The sequence below is a fragment of the Pseudomonas sp. PDM10 genome (assembly GCF_014852295.1).
Classification (GTDB): domain Bacteria; phylum Pseudomonadota; class Gammaproteobacteria; order Pseudomonadales; family Pseudomonadaceae; genus Aquipseudomonas.
Window position 1 is genome coordinate 875,308 of the sequence record NZ_JACVBJ010000001.1, and the last position, 19,662, is coordinate 894,969.

Here is a 19,662-nt window from a genome sequence, read left to right on the forward strand (position 1 = left end):
GAGTCAGCAATAGTTGTTGTGGGCGGAGTATGTTCATTTGAATAAGGAGTCTCGGTGATGTGTGGTTTGACTGGTGTTTTTAGTTGCAACCGAAAACCCGAATTGCAAAATATAATCACCAGCATGAATAACGCACTCACTCATCGAGGTCCTGATGACTCAGGAAGTTGGGTGGATGAATACATTGGGTTGGCCTTGGGCCACCGTCGTCTGTCGATTTTGGATTTGACGCCGGCAGGTCACCAGCCCATGCATTCAGCTTGTGAACGCTATACCATCGTCTTCAATGGGGAAATCTATAACCATTTGAAGTTACGTGAAATGCTGATGGCTGATGGTAAAGCCCCTGCCTGGCGTGGGCATGCCGATACCGAAATTCTTTTGGCTTGTTTTGCTGCGTGGGGTATAGAACGCACGCTTGAAGCTACTGTCGGGATGTTTGCCATCGCATTGTGGGATCGCGAGAAACAGTTGCTTACCCTTGCACGAGATCGTATGGGAGAGAAGCCACTTTATTATGGTTGGCAGGGCGAAACGCTGCTGTTCGGCTCAGAACTCAAGGCACTTAAACGTGATCCCGAGTTTAAAGCGGAGGTTGATCGAAATTCTTTGGCTTTATTACTGCGACATAGTTATATACCTGCCCCTTACAGTATTTATAAAGGTATCTCAAAGCTCTCGCCCGGCCACTATGTTACGTTGCCTTTGGGTAACATCGATGCTGCCAAAAAAGCTCAGCCTCAAGCTTATTGGCAAATGAATACAGCGGTGCAAAAAGGTCAGGCCAATCCATTTACAGGAAGCGCAGTTGAGGCTGTAGACCTTCTTGAGCAGGAGCTTCGCAGCAGTATTGGTGAGCAAATGTTGGCTGATGTGCCGCTAGGGGCATTCTTGAGCGGTGGCGTGGATAGCAGTGCTGTAGTTGCGTTGATGCAGGTGCAAAGCAAGCAGCCAGTTCGCACATTTACGATTGGTTTCGACGAGCACGGTTACGACGAGGCTGTGCATGCGAAGGAGGTTGCTCGTCATCTTGGTACGCAGCATACAGAATTGTATGTGCGCCCAGAGGACGCTCTTGAAGTTGTTCCTCGATTGCCGACGATGTACTGCGAGCCATTCGCCGATAGCTCCCAAATGGTGACTTTTTTGGTAAGTCAGATGGCCAGCCATCAAGTGAAAGTCGTGCTTAGCGGTGACGGCGGTGACGAGCTGTTCGGTGGCTACAATCGCTATTTGACTGCACGAAAAGTCTGGGAGCAGATGGGGCTATTACCGAAACCTGCTCGCCATGCGGCAGCTCACTTGCTGCGCTCACTTTCACCCTCGACGTGGGACAGTTTGTACAAGCGGATCAGTCCCATCTTACCGAAGCGGTTACATATCGCGGCTCCTGGTGACAAGGCGCAAAAACTGGCGGATGTACTTGCCCTTTCAGATGATCATGCCTTCTTCCACCAATTGACTAGTCACTGGAAAGACCCTGCCAGTATTGTCATTGGAGCGATCGAGCCACAAACGTTGCTTACAGATCCATCGGCCTGGCCTAAAACGGACAGTTTTGAGCACTGGATGATGGCGATGGATGCTCAGACATACATGACCGATGATATTTTGGTTAAGGTCGACCGTGCCGCAATGGCTGCATCTATTGAAACGCGTGTGCCTATGATCGATCATCGCATCGTCGAGCTGGCGTGGCGTATGCCACTCGATTTCAAGATTCGCAATGGGCAAGGTAAGTGGCTTCTGCGGGAGGTCTTGTATCGTCATGTTCCGAAGGAGTTGATAGAGCGTCCGAAGCAAGGCTTCGGGGTGCCACTCGATAGCTGGCTACGTGGGCCTTTACGTGAGTGGGCTGAATCATTGATTGACGCAGGTCGGCTTCGTAAGGAAGGTTACTTTCATCCTGCTCCTATTCGTCAGATGTGGGACGAGCATTTATCAGGTCGACGGAATTGGCAGCACCATTTGTGGAATGTGCTTATGTTTCAGGCATGGTTGAGTGAGCAAACATGAACTCACTCTTACTAATCGTTGTGAATGACGCGGCATTTTTTCTTTCGCACCGCCTACCTGTCGCGCAAGGCGCGAAAAAAGCGGGTTATGAGGTACATGTAGCCTCGATGCCAGGGCCTGCGGTGGAACGGGTGCGCGATTTGGGTTTTGTTCATCATGAATTGCCACTATCGCGCAGTGGGAAAAATATTTTGGGTGAGATTGTATCCCTGGTATCGATTTGGCGATTGCTCTGGCGTCTGAGGCCCGATGTTTTGCATTTGGTGACGATCAAACCTGTACTCTATGGCGGTATCGCGGCCAGGTTGGCTCCCGTCAAGGGTGTTGTTGCGGCGGTATCCGGCCTTGGTTTTGTTTTTCTGGCCAAGGGGTTGAAGGCTACGATACTGCGCCGAATAATCAGCTCTTTGTATGGCTTTGCGCTTGGGAAGAAAAATCTGCGGGTCATATTTCAAAACCCGGACGATCGCGATGTTCTCGTTGACATGGGCGCTTTGGAGTCCGACAAGGTTGAGGTGATCCGTGGATCCGGGGTCGATTTGGCCTCCTATACAGAGCTCCCAGAGCCTAGCGGCACACCGGTTGTTTGTCTGGCCGCTCGGCTTCTTCGAGACAAAGGAGTCCTGGAGTTTGTTGAGGCCGTTAGAATTCTACGCCAGCGAGGGGTGAGCGCTCGGTTTCAACTGGTTGGCGATCTAGACCTTGGAAACCCCGCGACGATAACTGTCGACGAGCTTGAGGCCTGGCGACAGGATGGCTTCATCGAATTACTCGGTTTTCGAAAGGATATCGCCAAACTATTCGGCGATGCCCATATCGTCACTCTACCCTCGTACCGTGAAGGGTTACCGAAGGTACTTGTGGAGGCTGCTGCCTGCGGCCGAGCGGTAGTGACGACTAATGTGCCTGGCTGTCGAGACGCCATTGAGCCCGGTATTACTGGTTTATTGGTCCCTGTCCGGAATGCGACCGCATTGGCTGATGCAATAGAAACGCTTTTAAATGATTCTGAACTGCGTCAGCGGATGGGGCATGCAGGACGGATGTTGGCTGAGAGCGAGTTTTCAATTGAAAAAATTGTAAAGCAGCATCTGGATATCTATTCCAAATTGGAGCGTACGTCTTGAGCTTGGCAAAAGCAGTTCTAGTTACAGGCGCTACCGGGTTTGTTGGTTCAGGTGTTCTTACGCGTTTAGTGGAGTCAAGCGATACGAAACTGTTGGGTCTTGTTCGGACGCGTGGTGCCCAACTACCCATCAATGTCTTGCCGGTTTTGATGTCGGATGAGGGCTTGATGGGCAACGTACCCCTCCAGGGAGTGGAGGTGATCGTACATTGTGCAGCCCGGGTTCATGTAATGGATGATCGCACAAGCGAACCATTGTCAGAGTTTCGAAAGGTTAACGTCGACGGGACATTAAACCTTGCGCGCCAGGCCGTCGCCGTTGGGGTCAAGCGTTTCATCTTTATCAGCTCGATCAAGGTCAATGGTGAGGGAACGAAGCTGGGAGTGCCTTATGCAGCGGATGATGATCCCAAGCCGATGGATCCTTACGGAATATCCAAAATGGAGGCCGAGAAAGGTCTGCAACAGTTGGCTAAGGAAACGGGTCTAGAGGTTGTTATCATTCGCCCGGTGCTGGTCTATGGGCCCGGAGTGAAAGCTAACTTCCAGACCATGATGAAGTGGCTAAGTAAAGGGGTTCCGCTCCCGTTAGGGACTGTTCATAACAAACGTAGCCTCGTAGCACTGGATAATTTGGTAGATTTGATTGTGACCTGTCTTGATCATCCGGCCGCTGCCAATCAAACGTTTATGGTCAGTGATGGTGAGGATCTGTCCACTGCTGAGTTGCTCTCTCGCATCAGTGGCGCGCTGGGTAGGCCTGCACGTTTATTACCGGTACCTGTGTGGCTGCTTGAGTTGGGCGCAGCAATCGTCGGGCGCAGAGACGTAGCTCGACGTTTGTGTGGTTCGCTACAGGTGGATATCAGTAAAACTCGAGAGTTGCTGGGTTGGGCGCCACCGATACCTGTCGACGAAGCGCTGGCTAAAACGGTCAAAGCGTTTCAAGCAAATAAAAATGGCTGAGATGGTATGGTTCTTGGCAAAAATGTGTTGATGGGGTGTTAGATGGACCTTTTGTTTTTTCTGGCGCTGGTAGTAGCGTTTGCGGCGCTGTGTCTGACCTGGGTTTTGCGGCGATATGCATTGGCACGCAGCTTGATGGATATCCCTAATGCTCGCAGCTCGCACTCTGTTGCGACTCCTCGCGGCGGTGGCGTGGCAATTGTCGTCAGCTTTTTGGTAGCAGTACCTTTGTTTGCCGCTACCTCGAGGCTTTCGTGGGATATGGTCTGGGCGATTCTGGGTGCTGGCGGCGGGACCGCGATACTGGGCTTTCTCGATGACCAGGGCCATATCGCGGCTCGTTGGCGATTGCTTGGTCATTTCTGTGCCGCAGCATGGGCGTTGTTCTGGCTTGGTGGTTTACCTGCAATCAGCATATTGGGCGTTACTCTGAACCTCGATTGGTTTGGGTATGTCGTCGCAGCCTTTTACTTGGTCTGGATGCTAAATTTATATAATTTCATGGATGGTATAGACGGCATCGCCAGCGTTGAGGCTATTTGTGTCTGCGCTGGGGCGTGCTTGATCTATTGGTTTGGCGGATTTGAGAACCTCATCTGGGCGCCATTACTGCTGGCAATGGCAGTTGCAGGATTTCTTTATTGGAATTTTCCGCCTGCCAGCATTTTCATGGGGGACGCAGGCAGTGGTTTCCTGGGTATCATTCTGGCTGTGCTTTCGCTGCAAGCAGCATGGATTGCGCCGCAGTTGCTGTGGGCTTGGTTGATCCTTCTTGGCGTTTTTATTGTAGATGCGACGTTGACGTTAGCGCGGCGTTTATTGCGCGGCGATAAAGTTTATGAGGCCCATCGCAGCCATGCTTATCAATTTGCTTCGCGTGAGATTGGCCGACATTTACCAGTCACGCTGGTTGTGGGGGGAATTAATTTATTCTGGCTTTTACCTATCGCGATGTGCGTCGTCTTGCTAGGTCTGGACGGTGTGGTTGGACTTGTAATTGCCTATGCGCCGTTGGTCGTCCTGGCGTTAAGATTTCATGCTGGTGAACTCGAAAGAAGTTGAGTCATTTGTCTCTCAAAGAGTCAGGTCAGTTTGAACTAAATTCTGAATCTGGGAGATGTTGACGTTGTATTTCGGTTTCGGTTTCGCTTCAGTAAAAGGTGTCAAAAGTCATGGATAAAGTACGCCAGTCGTTATTGAGTTTACCGAGACTGCAAAAGCGTGTGCTGCAGGTGTTAGTAGACGTTGTGTTGGTGTGGGTCGCCCTATGGTGCGCTTTTGTCGTGCGATTGGGGTTGGATGAGTTGATCAACCCATTTACCCAGCATTTTTGGCTATTTCTTTGTGCGCCGATAGTCGCCATACCGTTATTTGTTCGGTTTGGAATGTACCGTGCGGTGATGCGCTATTTCGGCAATGATGCGTTGATTGCAATTGTCAAGGCGGTTAGCCTGTCGTCTTTGGTTCTTGCCTTGATAGTTTATTGGTACAGCAATCACCAGACCGTAGTGCCGCGCTCGATCATTTTCAATTACTGGTGGCTCAGCCTGGTCATGATTGGCGGCGTACGCCTTTTTATGCGTCATTATTTCATGGGGGATTGGTTTTCTGCAGCGCAGCACGTGCCCTTTGCCAACTTGAGCAACAATCTCCCAACAGTCGCTGTCTATGGGGCCGGGGCAGCAGGTAATCAACTGGTGGCGGCACTGCGTATGGGGAAGGTAATGCGCCCCGTGGCGTTTATTGACGACGACAGCAGCATCGCCGATCGGGTTATCGCAGGCCTGCACGTATTTGGTCCGACTGACATCCAGAAGATGATTGATATTACCGGTGCGGAAGAGATTCTATTGGCAATACCTTCGAGTACACGGGCTCGTCGTCGTGAAATCCTTGGCTATCTTGAGCGCTTCCCTCTTCACGTTCGTAGTGTGCCGGGGTTTATGGATCTGGCCAGTGGGCGCGTGAAAGTGGACGACCTGCAAGAAGTGGATATCGCGGATTTGCTAGGCCGTGACATCGTTCCTGCTCAAGAAGAACTCTTGGAGCACTGCATTACCGGCCGAGCCATCTTGGTAACCGGGGCAGGGGGGTCAATCGGTTCGGAGTTGTGCCGGCAGATACTGTCGCTTTCTCCTACTGTTTTGATCTTGTTTGAGCACAGCGAGTTTAACCTCTATAGCATCTTGAGCGAATTAGAGCAGCGTGTTAAGCGCGAGTCTCGAGCAGTCCGCCTATTGCCGATTTTGGGGTCTGTTCGCAACCAAAGCCGACTTTTGGATGTCATTAAAACCTGGCAGATAGAAACAATTTACCACGCCGCTGCATATAAACATGTTCCCATGGTCGAACATAATATTGCCGAAGGCGTGCTCAACAATGTCATTGGTACGCTGAACACAGCACAGGCTGCTTTGCAGGCTGGTGTTGCCAACTTTGTGCTTATTTCGACAGATAAGGCAGTGCGTCCTACCAATATCATGGGCAGCACCAAACGTCTTGCCGAGATGACGTTGCAGGCGCTTAGCCGTGAACTGGCACCTGTGATGTTTGGAGATAGCGGTAACATTTCCCGCGTCAACAAGACTCGTTTCACCATGGTTCGATTCGGTAATGTGTTGGGATCTTCAGGGTCAGTCATCCCGTTGTTTCATAAGCAGATCAAGGCCGGCGGTCCGTTGACGGTCACACATCCGAAAATCACTCGGTATTTCATGACGGTGCCGGAAGCAGCTCAATTGGTGATTCAGGCTGGATCCATGGGGCTTGGGGGCGACGTTTTCGTTCTGGACATGGGCGAGCCGGTGAAGATTGTCGAGCTTGCCGAGAAAATGATCCATCTATCAGGATTGAGCGTACGTACCGAGAAAAACCCGCATGGTGATATCTCCATCGAATTCAGTGGCTTACGTCCTGGCGAAAAACTCTACGAAGAGTTGTTGATTGGCGATAATGTGGAGTCAACCCAGCATCCGATGATCATGCGAGCAAACGAGGATTATCTGCCTTGGGAGACGCTGAAAGAAAAACTGACAGAGTTGTTAGACGCCGTTTCCGATGATGATTACAGTCGCGTCCGACAACTACTACGCGAGACCGTCAGCGGCTACAGTCCTGACGGGGAGATTGTTGATTGGATCTACCAGCAACGTCGCTTGGAGCCTTGAGTACAATTGATTTGATGTGCGTGGTGTCGGTCAAGTGTTAGGGCCGCTTAGAAAAGCTCGGATGAGTTGCTGGAGTAAAGGGGATTGGCAAGGTGATGTTGGATTAGAACCGCGACATGCTTGAAATCAAATGAATACTATTCGTTCGTAGCAGCAACGCCGGCCATCGACCGGTCCTTCCTTGTGGTGCAACAGGCATGGGGCGTTGCGTGCAAGCGCAACCGGTTTTGCGGTGGTGACCACGCTGGTGATTGGGAGGTGAAAGTTCTCTGCGACGGATGTCCACTACGACGTCGAGGATCTCTCCGGTAGTGACCCGCACCAGTTTTCCCTGGGTGTTTTCAAGCTGGTGGTGCAAACCACGCGGCACACCTTTTTGTGAGCAGGAATGATTGTCCTGAACAAATTGCGTATTCGGGCCGATCGTTGTCTCAAATGCCTTGGCATTGAAGCTTTCATAGAAGAAGCCGCGCTCGTCACCAAATACCTTGGGTTCAATGATTAGAACATTGGGTATGTCGGTGTGAGTGGCTACAGCTCAGACGGTGTAACAGTCGACTGGATCTACCAGCAACGTCGCCTCGAACCCTGATTGTTTCACATCCTGTAACGGACACATTTTTGACAGGCTCCAGACATCGCCTAAGTTTGGAAGGCAGCTTCGGAAAAGCTGCTTTCTCAATCGATGTCATGGAGCTTCATTTATGCGTACTGGCTATTTCTACTCTCTGGTTTTTGCCCTGCTCACCAGCGCCTCTATTGCTGCCATTGCTGCGCCCACGGCCAAGCCCGAGGCTGGCAATGCACCCTTGGTGCTGGAAGTTTCTCCCAAGACGCAGTCCGGCAAGGTCGATCTGAATCAGGCCGATGCGCCAACCCTTCAGCGCGAGTTATCTGGTGTGGGTGAAGCCAAGGCCAAGGCGATTGTTGCTTATCGTGAGGGTAATGGGCCGTTTGCGTCGGTGGACGAGCTGCTTGAAGTGAAGGGGATCGGTAAAGCGATTCTGGATAAGAATCGCGAGAAGCTTGAGGTGAACTAAGCTTATACGTCAGCGCCAGGGGCCGGTCATTGATCGGCCTTTTTGCTTTCTGGCGAACGCTGGGAGGGTGCGCCTTTCGTCGATATGTGAAAAATTACGGCTATCATATACGCCTTAAATTATGCCTATAATAAATTGGTTTCCGCCAAGCGCTCTGAGACTCAGACGCTTGTCTTTCCCTAGGCATCTCCCGGGAGCACAGTCATGAACTCTGTCCAGTCCCAAGGTACGGCCCTCGTCACCGGTGCTTCTTCCGGCATCGGTGCGATTTACGCCGAGCGGTTGGCGGCGCGTGGGTTTGATTTGTTATTGGTCGCCCGTGACCAAGAGCGGCTGGAAGCGGCGGCTACCAAGTTGCGCGCCGAGCATGGCGTTCAGGTCGAGGTGCTCAAGGCGGATCTGACGCAAAAGGATGAGGTGCTAAAGCTTGAACAGCGTCTTCGCAGTGATTCGAGTATCAGCCTGTTACTGAACAACGCCGGGGTTGCAGCGGATGGTTTGTTGGCCAATGCCGACATGGATCAGCTGGAACGTTTGATTCAACTGAACGTGACAACGGTTACGCGGTTGGCCTCGGCAGCGGCCGCCAGTTTTGCCAAGGCGGGCCGCGGGACGATTATCAACATTGCATCAGTGGTTGCGTTGTTCCCGGAGCGTTTCAATGCAACTTACAGCGCCAGCAAGGCTTATGTGTTAAGTCTGACTCAATCGTTGAACGCCGAACTGGAGGGCACCGGGGTCAAGGTGCAGGCCGTGTTGCCAGGTGTAACGCGCACCGAAATCTTCGAGCGCTCCGGTTTCGATGCTAGCCAGATTCCGGGGGACATGGTCATGGAAGCCGATGATATGGTCGATGCAGCATTATCGGGTCTGGATCAGGGTGAGTTGATCACCATTCCTTCGTTGCCGGATGTGGCCGACTGGGATGCCTTCGTTGCGGCGCGTCTTGTCATGGCGCCGAATCTTTCCAAGAGTAAGGCCGCCGCGCGTTACACGTGAGGCGTCATGAATCGGCTTGAGGTATTTGCGGTATGAGTGATCGTCGAGTAGTGGTAACGGGCATGGGTTTGGTGTCGCCATTGGGTTCTGGCGTCGAAGCCGTCTGGTCGCGTCTGTTGGCTGGACGTTCCGGGTTGCGCATTTTACCGGATGAGGTGGTGGCCGATTTGCCGGCCAAGGTCGGGGGTGCAGTGCCGACGCTGGCTGACGATCCTGAGGCGGGTTTTGACCCGGACCGGGCGACGGCGCCCAAAGAGCAGAAGAAGATGGACCGCTTTATTCTGTTCGCCATGGAAGCGGCGCGTCAGGCGCTGGAGCAGGCCGGTTGGCAAGCGGCGGACGCCAATGCCCAGGAGCGTACGGCAACCATTATCGGCTCCGGCGTCGGTGGTTTCGGGGCGATAGCGGATGCGGTGCGCACCACGGACAGCCGTGGGCCGCGACGCCTGTCGCCGTTCACCATTCCTTCATTTCTGGTCAACCTCGCCGCGGGTCATGTGTCGATCCAGCACGGTTTCAAGGGCCCATTGGGTGCGCCGGTGACCGCTTGCGCGGCCGGGGTCCAGGCGATTGGTGATGCGGCGCGGTTGATTCGTTGTGGCGAAGCAGACATTGCGGTATGTGGCGGCGCGGAAGCGGCGATCGATCGCGTCAGCCTCGCCGGGTTTGCCGCTGCTCGCGCCTTGTCCAGTGGTTACAACGACACCCCGGAACGTGCCTCGCGGCCGTTCGACAGTGACCGCGATGGCTTCGTCATGGGGGAGGGCGCTGGCCTTCTGGTGATCGAATCCCTGGAGCATGCCCTGGCTCGTGGTGCTCAACCGTTGGCGGAGCTGGTCGGTTACGGCACCAGTGCAGATGCCTATCACCTGACGGCAGGTCCCGAGGATGGCAGCGGTGCACGACGGGCGATGTCGCTGGCATTGGCCCAGGCAGGCATTTCGCCGGCGCAGGTGCAGCATCTCAATGCTCACGCAACCTCGACACCGGTCGGGGATTTGGGAGAGTTGGCGGCCATCAAGGCGTTGTTCGGCACGGATAACAAAATCGCCGTGACATCGACCAAATCGGCCACCGGACATTTGCTCGGTGCCGCGGGCGGTATTGAGGCGATCTTCACGCTGTTGGCAATTCGTGATCAGGTCGTGCCGGCCACCCTCAACTTCGACAACCCGGACCCCGCCGCCCAAGGCGTGGACATCGTCCACGGCCAGGCGCGGCCGATGGCTATCGAATACGCGCTGTCCAACGGCTTCGGGTTTGGTGGGGTGAATGCCAGCGTGCTGTTCAAGCGCTGGGAGGGCTAGTCCCGGGGTTGTTTGAGATAGGCGCGAGTCACGTCGAGAATCCGCTGAGCCAGCTCGGGATTCTCGACACTGCGTGACAGCAGTAAAGCCCCGACCAGCGTCGACATGATGACGATGCTTTGGTCGGCGGCGTCCTCGTCTTCAAGCGTGCCTTGCACTTGTTCGAGCCGTGCGTTGAGCACCACGTCAGTGGTCGGGCTTTGCTGCCCGCGCAGGCCGAGTTCCGATGACATGGTCGGCAACGGGCAACCCTCATCGGGTGAAGTCTGGTGCCATTCGGACAAATAGGCGTCGATGAACGCTTCCAGCGGACGATCCTGGGCGAAGAGCTCGGCGCAAATCACATCGACCTGCTCGCCCGCGGCTTGCAAAGCCTTTTCCACCAGTTCGTCCTTGGACTTGAAATGCGAGTAGAAACCACCGTGAGTCAGGCCCAGTGCTTTCATCAGCGGTTGCAGACCTGTCGCGCCAATGCCATCGCGGCGAAAGCGCGCTGACGCTTCCTTGATGATGCGTTGGTGGGTCTGGGCTTTATGGTCCTGCGAGTAACGCATCGGGTATCTCCGCAACAATGCGCCATATTAACCAATGAAAATGGGATGGTGATTGTACTTCTACTTCTAAAAAGCATGCAGATGCGTCGATCTTGGTAGAACGGCGTTTAAACACCTGGCACGAATAGTGATTACTCATTAACTGACGATTGTTGAACAATCACGAGGCAATGAGTATGAACAGCGGACTGTCCCTGGCTGACCAGATCACCCTTGAGTTGCGCGCTGACATCATTGGCGGCCGTTTGCTGCCGGGCATGGCGTTGGTGGAAAACGATCTGGTGTCCGCCTACAACGCCTCCCGCAATACCATTCGCGAAGCGCTGCATCGCCTGGGGCAGGAAGGTCTGACCCGTTATGTGCGCAACAAGGGCGTGATGGTGCGCAGATTGGGCGTCGAGGACGTGCGGGATCTGTTCAAGGTCAGACGCACCTTGGAGCTGCAGGCCATCAGCGCGAGTCAGCCGCTGCGCGACTATCAATCCGATCGGATGCTCGAAGCCCTGGAAGCCACGGAGCTTGCCCGGGAGCGCGAAGACTGGCGCGCCGTCGGCACCCACAGCCTGGCCTTTCATCAACACATCGTCGGATTGCTGCGCAGTCCGTTGTTCGACGAATTCTTCACCAACGTCGTCGCGCAATTGCGCCTGGTGTTCTGCACCGCCCCCGATGAGTCACGTTTTCAGGCGCCCTGGCTGGCGCGTGACCGGCAGATCCATGAGTTGTTGGCCGAGGGCGACAAACCCGCGGCCGAGGATGCCATGAGCCTGTATCTCGACGATTCCGAACACCTCCTGTTGCAGCTGCTTACCCGTTCTTCCCATCACTGATCGAGGATTCGTGCCATGTACAAAGACTATCCGGCGGCCTATCAAGTCAGCAAAGGTTCCGCCTTGCAGGTGGACAAAGCCTTCTACGAACGGATCCGCGACAAGAAGGACGGGCGCACGTTGATCGAAGAGTTCGAGGTGCCGATCCGTACCGGTCGCGCCTGGAAAGTACCGGCCGGGCATGTGTTCCGGGTGACCACCCCCGTCGGCCCGCAAGTCGGGGATTTCAACGTCTGGAATGCCAACGATCCACGGGAGCGTTTGTGGGCGGCGCGGACCCGGCAGTTACAGGGAGCACATGTCAGCACCCATGACCGGCTCTGGTCGAACCTGCCTTTTCTGCGGCCGCTGGTGACCATCACCGATGACAGCCTGGCCGGTTACGGCATCGACGAACATGGCGGTCGTTTGCACGATTTACTGGGCACCCGCTGCGACCCTTATGTGAACAAAATGCTCACCGGCGAAGACTTCCACCATCACTGCCACTCGAACCTGACCCGCGCGGTGCTGCCCCATGGCCTGACCGAGTTCGACGTGCATGACGTGCTGAACATTTTCCAGTGCACGGGCCTGAATCACGACGACATGTACTTCATGAAAGCCTGTCCGGCGCAGAAGGGCGATTACCTGGAGTTTTTTGCTGAAATCGATCTGCTTTGCGCGCTCTCGACCTGTCCGGGCGGTGATCTGTCGCTGGCCATGTGGGGGCCGGATGCGCAGGACCCGCTAAGCGTGTGTCGCCCGCTCGGGGTGGAGATTTATCGGTTGGAGGATTCGTTGCTTAAGGGCTGGAGCCAGCCGGAGCGGGCTGCATACAAAGGGCTGCATGGCCTGCACATCGCCAAGGCCGATTGGGAAAAGTAGAAACGCAAAACCCTGTCATTCAATGTGAATGACAGGGTTTTGTTTTAGCGGTCCTGCGCATCCTTGGCATCCGCTTGCGCGTTGCGTTCAGCGACGCGTTTGCGTTGCTCCTCGGTCAGTTCGACCTTATTGGCGGTGTCACGCAGCATCATCAAACCACCAACGATCGAGCCAATTGCAACGATCAGAATCAACCAGGCATACCAGGGCATAGGGCTCTCCTTGAGGGCAGGCCGATTGGCGGATTTCGCCAATCGATCGTGCATACCACTTTGAGCGATTAATTTTCGCAGTGGTTCCATTCTATGCCTGTTCTGACAGCCGCACTTCGCCTGTTTAGAGCCCTGTCAGCATCGCGTCCGCCGGCGCATCGGCACGCAGTTGCGCCGTGAGCATGAAGTACACGAAACCCACGGCCATGAAGCCCAGGAAGATCAACCCGATCAGGGTGTTGAACCAGGCCATCGCCACCAGGCAGACCACTGCGAGCACCAGCGCAATGAGCGGCACCAGCGGATAGCACGGCGCGCGAAAGGTGCGCTCCAGATTCGGTTCGGTTTTGCGCAGTTTGAACAGGCTGAGCATGCTCATGATGTACATCACGATCGCCCCGAAGACCGCCATCGTGATCATCGCCGCCGTCAGCGTCATGCCGCCCAGGTTGATCAAACCATCGCTATAAATCGCGGCAATGCCGATCACGCCACCGGCGATGATTGCCCGGTGCGGGGTCTGAAAGCGTGACAACTTGGCCAGGGACACCGGCAGATAACCGGCCCGGGCGAGGGCGAAGAACTGCCGCGAGTAGCCGAGGATGATCCCGTGGAAACTCGCCACCAGGCCGAACAGGCCGATCCACACCAGCATGTGCAACCAGCCCGAACTTTCGCCAACCACGGTTTTCATCGCTTGCGGCAGCGGGTCGTTGATGTTCGACAAGGTGCGCCAGTCACCGACGCCGCCGGCAAAGAACATCACGCCCATCGCCAGTAATACCAACGTCAGAATGCCGCTGATGTAGGCCTTCGGAATCGTGCGTTTCGGATCCTTGGCTTCCTCGGCGGCCATGGCGGCGCCTTCGATGGCCAGGAAAAACCAGATAGCGAACGGAATTGCCGCGAACATCCCGGCAATCGCCGGCGCACCGAATACATCGGAACCGGCCCAGCCGTTCAGCGCGAAGTTACTGAAGCTGAACGCCGGGGCGACCACGCCCATGAACACCAGCAATTCGGCCACTGCGAGAACGCAGACCACCAGTTCGAAGGTTGCGGCCAGTTTCACCCCGAGGATGTTCAGGCCCATGAACACAATGTAGGCACCGACCGCTGCGTGTTTCGGATCAAGCGCTGGAAACTGCACGTTCAGATACGCACCGATCGCCAGCGCGATGGCCGGCGGGGCGAAGACAAATTCAATCAGTGTCGCCAGCCCCGCGATCAATCCGCCTTTCTCGCCAAAGGCGCGGCGGCTGTAGGCAAAGGGACCGCCAGCGTGAGGAATCGCGGTGGTCAGCTCGGTGAAACTGAAAATAAAGCAGGTGTACATCGTGGCGACCATGAAGGACGTCACCAGAAAACCGAGTGTGCCTGCCACGCCCCAACCATAACTCCAGCCGAAGTATTCACCGGAAATCACCAGCCCGACCGCAATGCCCCACAAGTGCAACGTGCCCAGCGTGGGTTTGAGTTGTGTGTTCATGCGTTGCTCCCTGAACGGTTTGGAAAGCTCGGGGGAGGGCGTTTGCAGTGGGCGTGCCATTTTGTATTTGTGCGTCGTAAAGCGCCGAAAGCTGTCGTATCGGGGATGTTCGCGGCTGGATGAATGCTTTTTGTGCTCCAGTTAGGGGCGTCGACGCCTGTTCTGGCGCTATCGCGAGCAGGCTCGCTCCCACATTGGACTGCCGTCGTCCATACAACGCCGAACTCCTGTGGGAGTGAGCCTGCTCGCGATGAGGCCGGTCGGAACACCGCTGTAACGCCGGCATAAACCCACTCTTTACGCTTTCTTTATGCACAGCCAACACCCTCGCTCTCGTTCCTTTACAGCCTCCCTACCGACAATGACTCCACACGCGGCAATACGCCGTAACACGGAGAACTTCCATGAGCGTTCTGGACGGGGTGTCACTGCTACTGGCAGTGGGGCTGTTCATTTATCTGTTGGTTGCGCTGTTGCGCGCGGACCGGAACTAGGAGCGGCTATGCACAGTTATGACTATTGGCTGATCCTCGCCTTCTTCGCCCTGGTGCTGATACCGGCACCGTTTCTGGGGCGCTTCTACTACAAGGTGATGGAAGGTCAGCGCACTTGGCTTTCGCCGATTCTCGGGCCGGTGGAGCGCGGGTGTTATCGGGTGGCCGGCGTTGATCCGCAGGCCGAACAGAGCTGGCAGAAATACACCCTGGCTTTGCTCGCCTTCAACCTCGCGGGCTTTTTGCTGTTGTTCGCGATCCTGTTGTTTCAGGATTACTTGCCGCTGAATCCGCAAAACCTGCCGGGCCAGGAGTGGACGCAAGCGTTCAATACTGCCGTCAGCTTCATGACCAACACCAACTGGCAGTCCTACAGCGGCGAAGCGACCCTGAGCTACCTGAGTCAGATGGTCGGCCTCACCGTGCAGAACTTCGTCAGCGCCGCCACCGGCCTCGCCGTGTTGGTAGCCCTGTGTCGCGGTATCGGTCGCAAGTCGAGCAAGACCCTCGGCAACTTCTGGGTCGACATGACCCGTGCCACCCTCTACGGCTTGCTGCCGCTGTGCCTGCTGCTGGCGCTGTATCTGGTCTGGCAGGGCGTGCCGCAAACCTTCGCTCAGTACGTGAATGCCGTGACGATGCAAGGCGTCGATCAGGTGATCCCGCTCGGCCCGGCCGCCAGTCAGATTGCGATCAAGCAACTGGGCACCAACGGTGGTGGCTTCTTCGGCGTCAACTCGGCGCACCCGTTCGAGAACCCGACGGCGTGGAGCAACCTGTTTGAAGTCGGCTCGATCATTCTGATTCCGGTGGCGCTGGTGTTCACCTTCGGCCACTACGTGAAAGACCTGCGTCAGAGCCGCGCGATCATCGCCTGCATGCTGGCGCTGTTCCTGATCGGCGGCGCGACATCGCTGTGGGCTGAATACCAGCCGAACCCGACCCTGAACAATGTCGCCGTCGAACAGACCGCGCCCCTGGAAGGCAAGGAAGCGCGTTTCGGCACCACCGCCACGGTGCTGTGGTCGGTGACTACCACCGCGGCGTCCAACGGTTCGGTCAACGGCATGCACGACAGCCTCAACCCGCTGGCCGGCATGGTCGCGCTGGTCAACATGATGGTCGGCGAAGTGATCTTCGGCGGCGTCGGTGCCGGGCTCTACGGCATGTTGCTGAACGTGTTGATCGCGGTGTTCCTCGCCGGCCTGATGATCGGCCGCACGCCGGAATACCTCGGCAAGAAACTGCAGGCGAAGGAAGTGCAGTTGCTGGTCGTGACCTTGCTGGTGATGCCGGTCGGCGTGCTGGTACTCGGCGCGATTGCCGCGAGCCTGCCTGGCCCTGTTGCCGCGGTGAGCAACCCTGGTCCTCACGGTTTCAGTCAGCTGCTTTATGCCTACACCTCGGCCAGCGCCAACAATGGCTCGGCGTTTGGCGGCTTCGGTGCCAACACCGCATTCCACAACCTGATGCTGGGCCTGGGCATGTTGATCGGTCGCTTCGGTTACATCCTCCCGGTACTGGCGTTGGCCGGCAGCCTGGCGATGAAGAAAAGCGCACCGATCGGCCAAAACAGCTTCCCGACCCATGGCCCGCTGTTCGTGACCTTGCTGACCGTGACCATTTTGCTGGTGGGCGGCCTGACCTTTCTGCCGACCCTGGCGCTGGGCCCAATCGCTGAACATCTGAGCATGGGCTTCTAAGGAGTCAATGATGAATATGCCCGCAACTAAAGCCGCCACCGTCAAGGCGCCGGAACAACCGAAAACCGCGATCTCGGCCCTCTGGCGTCCGGCGCTGGTGCAAGCCTTCGTCAAGCTCGACCCTCGGCAATTGCAGCGTGCGCCGGTGATGCTGGTGGTCGAACTGACCGCGATCCTGACCACCGTGCTGTGCTTCATTCCCGACAGCGCCGTGCCGACTTTTGTCGCCGCGCAAATCGCCTTGTGGTTGTGGTTCACCGTGCTGTTCGCCAACTTCGCCGAAGCACTGGCCGAAGGTCGCGGCAAGGCCCGCGCCGATAGTCTCAAGGCCGGTAGCGAAGGCCTGAGTGCCCGGCGCAAAACCAGCAACGGCGCCTTTCAAGTCGTGCCGGCCACCAGCCTGCGCAAGGGCGATGTGGTCCGCGTTGAAGCGGGGGAAATGATCCCCGGTGACGGCGAGGTGATTGAAGGTATCGCCGCGGTCAACGAAGCGGCGATTACCGGTGAATCCGCTCCGGTGATTCGCGAATCCGGCGGCGACCGTTCGGCCGTCACCGGCAACACCCGACTGGTGTCCGACTGGCTGTTGGTGCGGATCACCGCCAACCCGGGCGAGTCGACACTCGATCGCATGATCGCCCTGGTCGAAGGCGCCAAGCGCCAGAAAACCCCGAACGAAGTGGCGCTCGACATCCTGCTGATCGGCCTGACCCTGATCTTCCTGCTGGTGGTCGTCACCCTGCAACCGTTCGCTCACTTCGCCAACGGCAGCCTGCCGCTGGTGTTCCTGGTGGCGTTATTGGTCACGCTGATTCCGACCACCATTGGCGGTCTGTTGTCGGCCATCGGTATCGCCGGGATGGACCGCCTGGTGCGCTTGAATGTGATCGCCAAATCCGGGCGTGCGGTGGAAGCGGCGGGGGATGTACACGTCCTGCTGCTGGACAAGACTGGCACCATCACCTTCGGTAACCGTCGTTGCACCGCGGTGTACGCCGCGCCGGGTGTCACTGCCAAGGAACTGGCCGAGGGCGCGTTGTTTGCCTCCTTGGCCGATGACACGGCTGAAGGCAAATCCATCGTCGAGTACCTGCGCGGTCTTCACCCGCAACCCGAGCCGTCCCCCGAGGTGCTGACTGCCGTGCCGTTCAGCGCTGAAACCCGCTTGTCTGGCGTTGACTATCAGGGCCGGATCTATCGCAAAGGCGCGGTGGATTCGCTGCTGGCCTTCGTCGGCCTGAAACGCGCCGATCTGGCCGCGCCGCTGTCCCGGGAAATCGACAAGATCGCCCAGAGCGGCGGCACCCCGTTGCTGGTCTGCGCCGACGGTAAATTGCTCGGTGTCATCCACCTCAAGGACGTGGTCAAACCCGGCATCCGCGAGCGTTTCGCCGAACTGCGCAAACTGGGCATCCGCACCGTCATGGTGACCGGCGACAACCCGCTGACCGCTGCAGCGATTGCGGCCGAGGCGGGCGTCGATGACGTGCTGGCTGAAGCCACGCCGGAGAAAAAACTGGCGCGCATTCGCCACGAGCAGAACGATGGTCGCCTGGTCGCCATGTGCGGCGACGGCGCCAACGACGCCCCGGCCCTGGCCCAGGCGGACGTGGGCATGGCGATGAACGACGGCACGCAAGCGGCACGTGAGGCGGCGAACATGGTCGACCTCGACAGCGATCCGACCAAGCTGCTGGACGTGGTGCAGATCGGCAAGGAATTGCTGGTGACCCGTGGTGCGCTGACGACGTTTTCCATCGCCAACGACGTGGCCAAGTACTTCGCGATTTTGCCGGCGCTGTTCGCCTCGATCTACCCGCAACTGGGTGTGCTGAACGTCATGCACCTGAGCAGTCCGCAGAGCGCGATTCTCTCGGCGATCGTGTTCAACGCCTTGATCATTGTGGTGCTGATTCCATTGGCATTGCGCGGCGTGCGGGTGCAGGCGGCGAGTGCGGCGGCGTTGCTGCGACGCAATCTGTTGATCTATGGATTGGGCGGGATTCTGGTGCCGTTTGTGGGGATCAAGGCGATCGACATGCTGTTGACGGCGTTGCATTTGGTTTGACGTTCTATCGGGTGGCGCAGGCTCTGTGGCGAGGGGGCTTCTGTGGCGAGGGGATTTATCCCCGTTCGGCTGCGAAGCAGTCGCCAATCCGATACACGCGGTGCACCAGAAGAAATGAAGTTGCAGGTCCTGGGGCTGCTTCGCAGCCCAACGGGGATAAATCCCCTCGCCACAGGGTTTGGTGGCGAATTCCAGACCTGAGTTATTTACTGAATTCGAGGATTTTGAAATGTCCACAATGATACGCCCGGCCCTGAGCCTGCTTGTCCTGATGACCCTGATTACCGGCGTCGCCTATCCACTGGTGGTTACCGGTGTCGCCCAGGTCGCGTTCCCCGATCAATCCAATGGCAGTCTGGTCCACGACGCCGATGGCAAGGTCCGCGGCTCGTCACTGATTGCGCAAGATTTCGTCGGTGACGCCTGGTTCCATCCACGGCCATCGGCCGGTGCATTTGCCACCGTGTCGAGCAGTGCCAGTAACCTTTCGCCGAGCAACCCGGCGTTGGCCACTCGGGTGATCGACGATGCCAACAAACTGCAGGTGTCGGGCCAGGGTCCGGTGCCATTGGCGATGGTCACCACCTCCGGCAGTGGTCTTGATCCACACTTGCCTCCGGCCGCAATTGCCTATCAACTGGCGCGTGTTGCAGCGGCGCGCAATCTGCCGGTGGCGACCCTTCAACAATTGATGGATGCGCACATCGAGCAGCCCTTGGTGGGGCCGCCGGTGGTGAACGTGTTGGCGCTGAACATCGCGCTGGAAAATTTGTAGTAGACGATCATTCCCACGCTCTGCGTGGGAATGCATCAACGGACGCTCC

Annotated in this window: 17 protein-coding genes and 1 pseudogene; 14 read left to right on the forward strand and 4 right to left on the reverse strand. The window is 56.7% G+C overall.

What is annotated here, in order from left to right; all coding sequences use genetic code 11:
* Positions 1–57 precede the first annotated feature (57 nt).
* The 5 genes from asnB (at position 58) to IB252_RS04170 (ending at position 7,275) form a co-directional block, all read left to right on the forward strand.
* Complete coding sequence (gene asnB / locus IB252_RS04150) at positions 58–2,016, forward strand: asparagine synthase (glutamine-hydrolyzing) (RefSeq protein ID WP_192406952.1); 1,959 nt, start codon at positions 58–60, stop codon at positions 2,014–2,016.
* Positions 2,013–3,143, forward strand: a complete 1,131-nt coding sequence (locus tag IB252_RS04155) for a glycosyltransferase family 4 protein (protein WP_192406954.1) — start codon at positions 2,013–2,015, stop codon at positions 3,141–3,143. The genes asnB and IB252_RS04155 overlap by 4 nt, the downstream gene beginning before the upstream one ends.
* 2 nt (positions 3,144–3,145) lie before the next feature.
* Positions 3,146–4,108: a UDP-glucose 4-epimerase family protein gene (locus IB252_RS04160; protein ID WP_192407575.1), complete on the forward strand. Its 963-nt coding sequence runs from the start codon at positions 3,146–3,148 to the stop codon at positions 4,106–4,108.
* A 42-nt stretch (positions 4,109–4,150) separates the two neighbouring features.
* Positions 4,151–5,170 (forward strand): MraY family glycosyltransferase, encoded by a 1,020-nt coding sequence (locus tag IB252_RS04165; protein ID WP_192406956.1) that lies wholly within the window; start codon positions 4,151–4,153, stop codon positions 5,168–5,170.
* 110 nt (positions 5,171–5,280) lie between these two features.
* Positions 5,281–7,275, forward strand: a complete 1,995-nt coding sequence (locus IB252_RS04170) for a polysaccharide biosynthesis protein (protein WP_192406958.1) — start codon at positions 5,281–5,283, stop codon at positions 7,273–7,275.
* A 271-nt stretch (positions 7,276–7,546) separates the two neighbouring features.
* Here IB252_RS04170 and IB252_RS30035 read toward each other — a convergent pair.
* Positions 7,547–7,792, reverse strand: a pseudogene (locus IB252_RS30035) (dTDP-4-dehydrorhamnose 3,5-epimerase family protein); the annotation flags it as partial.
* A 187-nt stretch (positions 7,793–7,979) separates the two neighbouring features.
* On the opposite strand from IB252_RS30035, the gene IB252_RS04180 reads away from it, so the two are divergent.
* The 3 genes from IB252_RS04180 (at position 7,980) to fabF (ending at position 10,621) form a co-directional block, all read left to right on the forward strand.
* Positions 7,980–8,315: a ComEA family DNA-binding protein gene (locus tag IB252_RS04180; RefSeq protein WP_192406959.1), complete on the forward strand. Its 336-nt coding sequence runs from the start codon at positions 7,980–7,982 to the stop codon at positions 8,313–8,315.
* 204 nt (positions 8,316–8,519) lie between these two features.
* On the forward strand, positions 8,520–9,314 hold the full coding sequence (locus IB252_RS04185; protein WP_192406961.1) for an SDR family NAD(P)-dependent oxidoreductase: 795 nt from the start codon (positions 8,520–8,522) through the stop codon (positions 9,312–9,314).
* 32 nt (positions 9,315–9,346) lie between these two features.
* Positions 9,347–10,621 carry a beta-ketoacyl-ACP synthase II gene (fabF, locus tag IB252_RS04190; protein ID WP_192406963.1) on the forward strand — a complete coding sequence of 425 codons (1,275 nt, stop codon included), beginning with the start codon at positions 9,347–9,349 and terminating at the stop codon, positions 10,619–10,621.
* Here the strand turns inward: fabF and IB252_RS04195 are convergent.
* Positions 10,618–11,175 (reverse strand): TetR/AcrR family transcriptional regulator, encoded by a 558-nt coding sequence (locus tag IB252_RS04195; protein WP_111450694.1) that lies wholly within the window; start codon positions 11,173–11,175, stop codon positions 10,618–10,620. The genes fabF and IB252_RS04195 overlap by 4 nt on opposite strands.
* Before the next feature lie 176 nt (positions 11,176–11,351).
* Here IB252_RS04195 and IB252_RS04200 point away from each other — a divergent pair, with 176 nt between their 5' ends.
* Together IB252_RS04200 and IB252_RS04205 are read left to right on the forward strand one after the other, a co-directional pair.
* Positions 11,352–12,005 carry a GntR family transcriptional regulator gene (locus tag IB252_RS04200; RefSeq protein ID WP_192406964.1) on the forward strand — a complete coding sequence of 218 codons (654 nt, stop codon included), beginning with the start codon at positions 11,352–11,354 and terminating at the stop codon, positions 12,003–12,005.
* Positions 12,006–12,020: 15 nt separating this feature from the next.
* Positions 12,021–12,872 carry an urea carboxylase-associated family protein gene (locus tag IB252_RS04205; RefSeq protein WP_140679870.1) on the forward strand — a complete coding sequence of 284 codons (852 nt, stop codon included), beginning with the start codon at positions 12,021–12,023 and terminating at the stop codon, positions 12,870–12,872.
* A 44-nt stretch (positions 12,873–12,916) separates the two neighbouring features.
* On the opposite strand, the gene IB252_RS04210 is transcribed toward IB252_RS04205, so the two are convergent.
* Both IB252_RS04210 and eat read right to left on the reverse strand, forming a co-directional pair.
* Positions 12,917–13,084, reverse strand: coding sequence for a DUF2897 family protein (locus IB252_RS04210; protein ID WP_111450692.1), 168 nt, complete (start codon positions 13,082–13,084; stop codon positions 12,917–12,919).
* Between the two features lie 124 nt (positions 13,085–13,208).
* Positions 13,209–14,573 (reverse strand): ethanolamine permease, encoded by a 1,365-nt coding sequence (eat, locus tag IB252_RS04215; RefSeq protein WP_192406966.1) that lies wholly within the window; start codon positions 14,571–14,573, stop codon positions 13,209–13,211.
* A gap of 404 nt (positions 14,574–14,977) precedes the next feature.
* On the opposite strand from eat, the gene kdpF reads away from it, so the two are divergent.
* The 4 genes from kdpF to kdpC all read left to right on the forward strand — a co-directional run bounded on the left by kdpF (position 14,978) and on the right by kdpC (position 19,613).
* Positions 14,978–15,067 carry a K(+)-transporting ATPase subunit F gene (gene kdpF / locus IB252_RS04220; protein ID WP_007899818.1) on the forward strand — a complete coding sequence of 30 codons (90 nt, stop codon included), beginning with the start codon at positions 14,978–14,980 and terminating at the stop codon, positions 15,065–15,067.
* An 8-nt stretch (positions 15,068–15,075) separates the two neighbouring features.
* Positions 15,076–16,770 carry a potassium-transporting ATPase subunit KdpA gene (gene kdpA / locus IB252_RS04225; protein ID WP_192406968.1) on the forward strand — a complete coding sequence of 565 codons (1,695 nt, stop codon included), beginning with the start codon at positions 15,076–15,078 and terminating at the stop codon, positions 16,768–16,770.
* A gap of 10 nt (positions 16,771–16,780) precedes the next feature.
* Positions 16,781–18,838, forward strand: a complete 2,058-nt coding sequence (gene kdpB, locus IB252_RS04230) for a potassium-transporting ATPase subunit KdpB (protein ID WP_192406970.1) — start codon at positions 16,781–16,783, stop codon at positions 18,836–18,838.
* Between the two features lie 229 nt (positions 18,839–19,067).
* Positions 19,068–19,613 carry a potassium-transporting ATPase subunit KdpC gene (gene kdpC / locus IB252_RS04235; RefSeq protein ID WP_192406972.1) on the forward strand — a complete coding sequence of 182 codons (546 nt, stop codon included), beginning with the start codon at positions 19,068–19,070 and terminating at the stop codon, positions 19,611–19,613.
* Positions 19,614–19,662: the final 49 nt, after the last annotated feature.

Excerpts from the sequence above, each read along its gene's own strand:
- asnB (WP_192406952.1), top strand. The coding sequence starts at position 58 with ATGTGTGGTTTGACTGGTGTTTTTAGTTGCAACCGAAAACCCGAATTG.
- IB252_RS04155 (WP_192406954.1), top strand. The coding sequence starts at position 2,013 with ATGAACTCACTCTTACTAATCGTTGTGAATGACGCGGCATTTTTTCTT.
- IB252_RS04165 (WP_192406956.1), top strand. The coding sequence starts at position 4,151 with ATGGACCTTTTGTTTTTTCTGGCGCTGGTAGTAGCGTTTGCGGCGCTG.
- IB252_RS04170 (WP_192406958.1), top strand. The coding sequence starts at position 5,281 with ATGGATAAAGTACGCCAGTCGTTATTGAGTTTACCGAGACTGCAAAAG.
- IB252_RS04180 (WP_192406959.1), top strand. The coding sequence starts at position 7,980 with ATGCGTACTGGCTATTTCTACTCTCTGGTTTTTGCCCTGCTCACCAGC.
- IB252_RS04185 (WP_192406961.1), top strand. The coding sequence starts at position 8,520 with ATGAACTCTGTCCAGTCCCAAGGTACGGCCCTCGTCACCGGTGCTTCT.
- fabF (WP_192406963.1), top strand. The coding sequence starts at position 9,347 with ATGAGTGATCGTCGAGTAGTGGTAACGGGCATGGGTTTGGTGTCGCCA.
- IB252_RS04195 (WP_111450694.1), bottom strand. The coding sequence starts at position 11,175 with ATGCGTTACTCGCAGGACCATAAAGCCCAGACCCACCAACGCATCATC.
- IB252_RS04200 (WP_192406964.1), top strand. The coding sequence starts at position 11,352 with ATGAACAGCGGACTGTCCCTGGCTGACCAGATCACCCTTGAGTTGCGC.
- IB252_RS04205 (WP_140679870.1), top strand. The coding sequence starts at position 12,021 with ATGTACAAAGACTATCCGGCGGCCTATCAAGTCAGCAAAGGTTCCGCC.
- IB252_RS04210 (WP_111450692.1), bottom strand. The coding sequence starts at position 13,084 with ATGCCCTGGTATGCCTGGTTGATTCTGATCGTTGCAATTGGCTCGATC.
- eat (WP_192406966.1), bottom strand. The coding sequence starts at position 14,573 with ATGAACACACAACTCAAACCCACGCTGGGCACGTTGCACTTGTGGGGC.
- kdpF (WP_007899818.1), top strand. The coding sequence starts at position 14,978 with ATGAGCGTTCTGGACGGGGTGTCACTGCTACTGGCAGTGGGGCTGTTC.
- kdpA (WP_192406968.1), top strand. The coding sequence starts at position 15,076 with ATGCACAGTTATGACTATTGGCTGATCCTCGCCTTCTTCGCCCTGGTG.
- kdpB (WP_192406970.1), top strand. The coding sequence starts at position 16,781 with ATGAATATGCCCGCAACTAAAGCCGCCACCGTCAAGGCGCCGGAACAA.
- kdpC (WP_192406972.1), top strand. The coding sequence starts at position 19,068 with ATGTCCACAATGATACGCCCGGCCCTGAGCCTGCTTGTCCTGATGACC.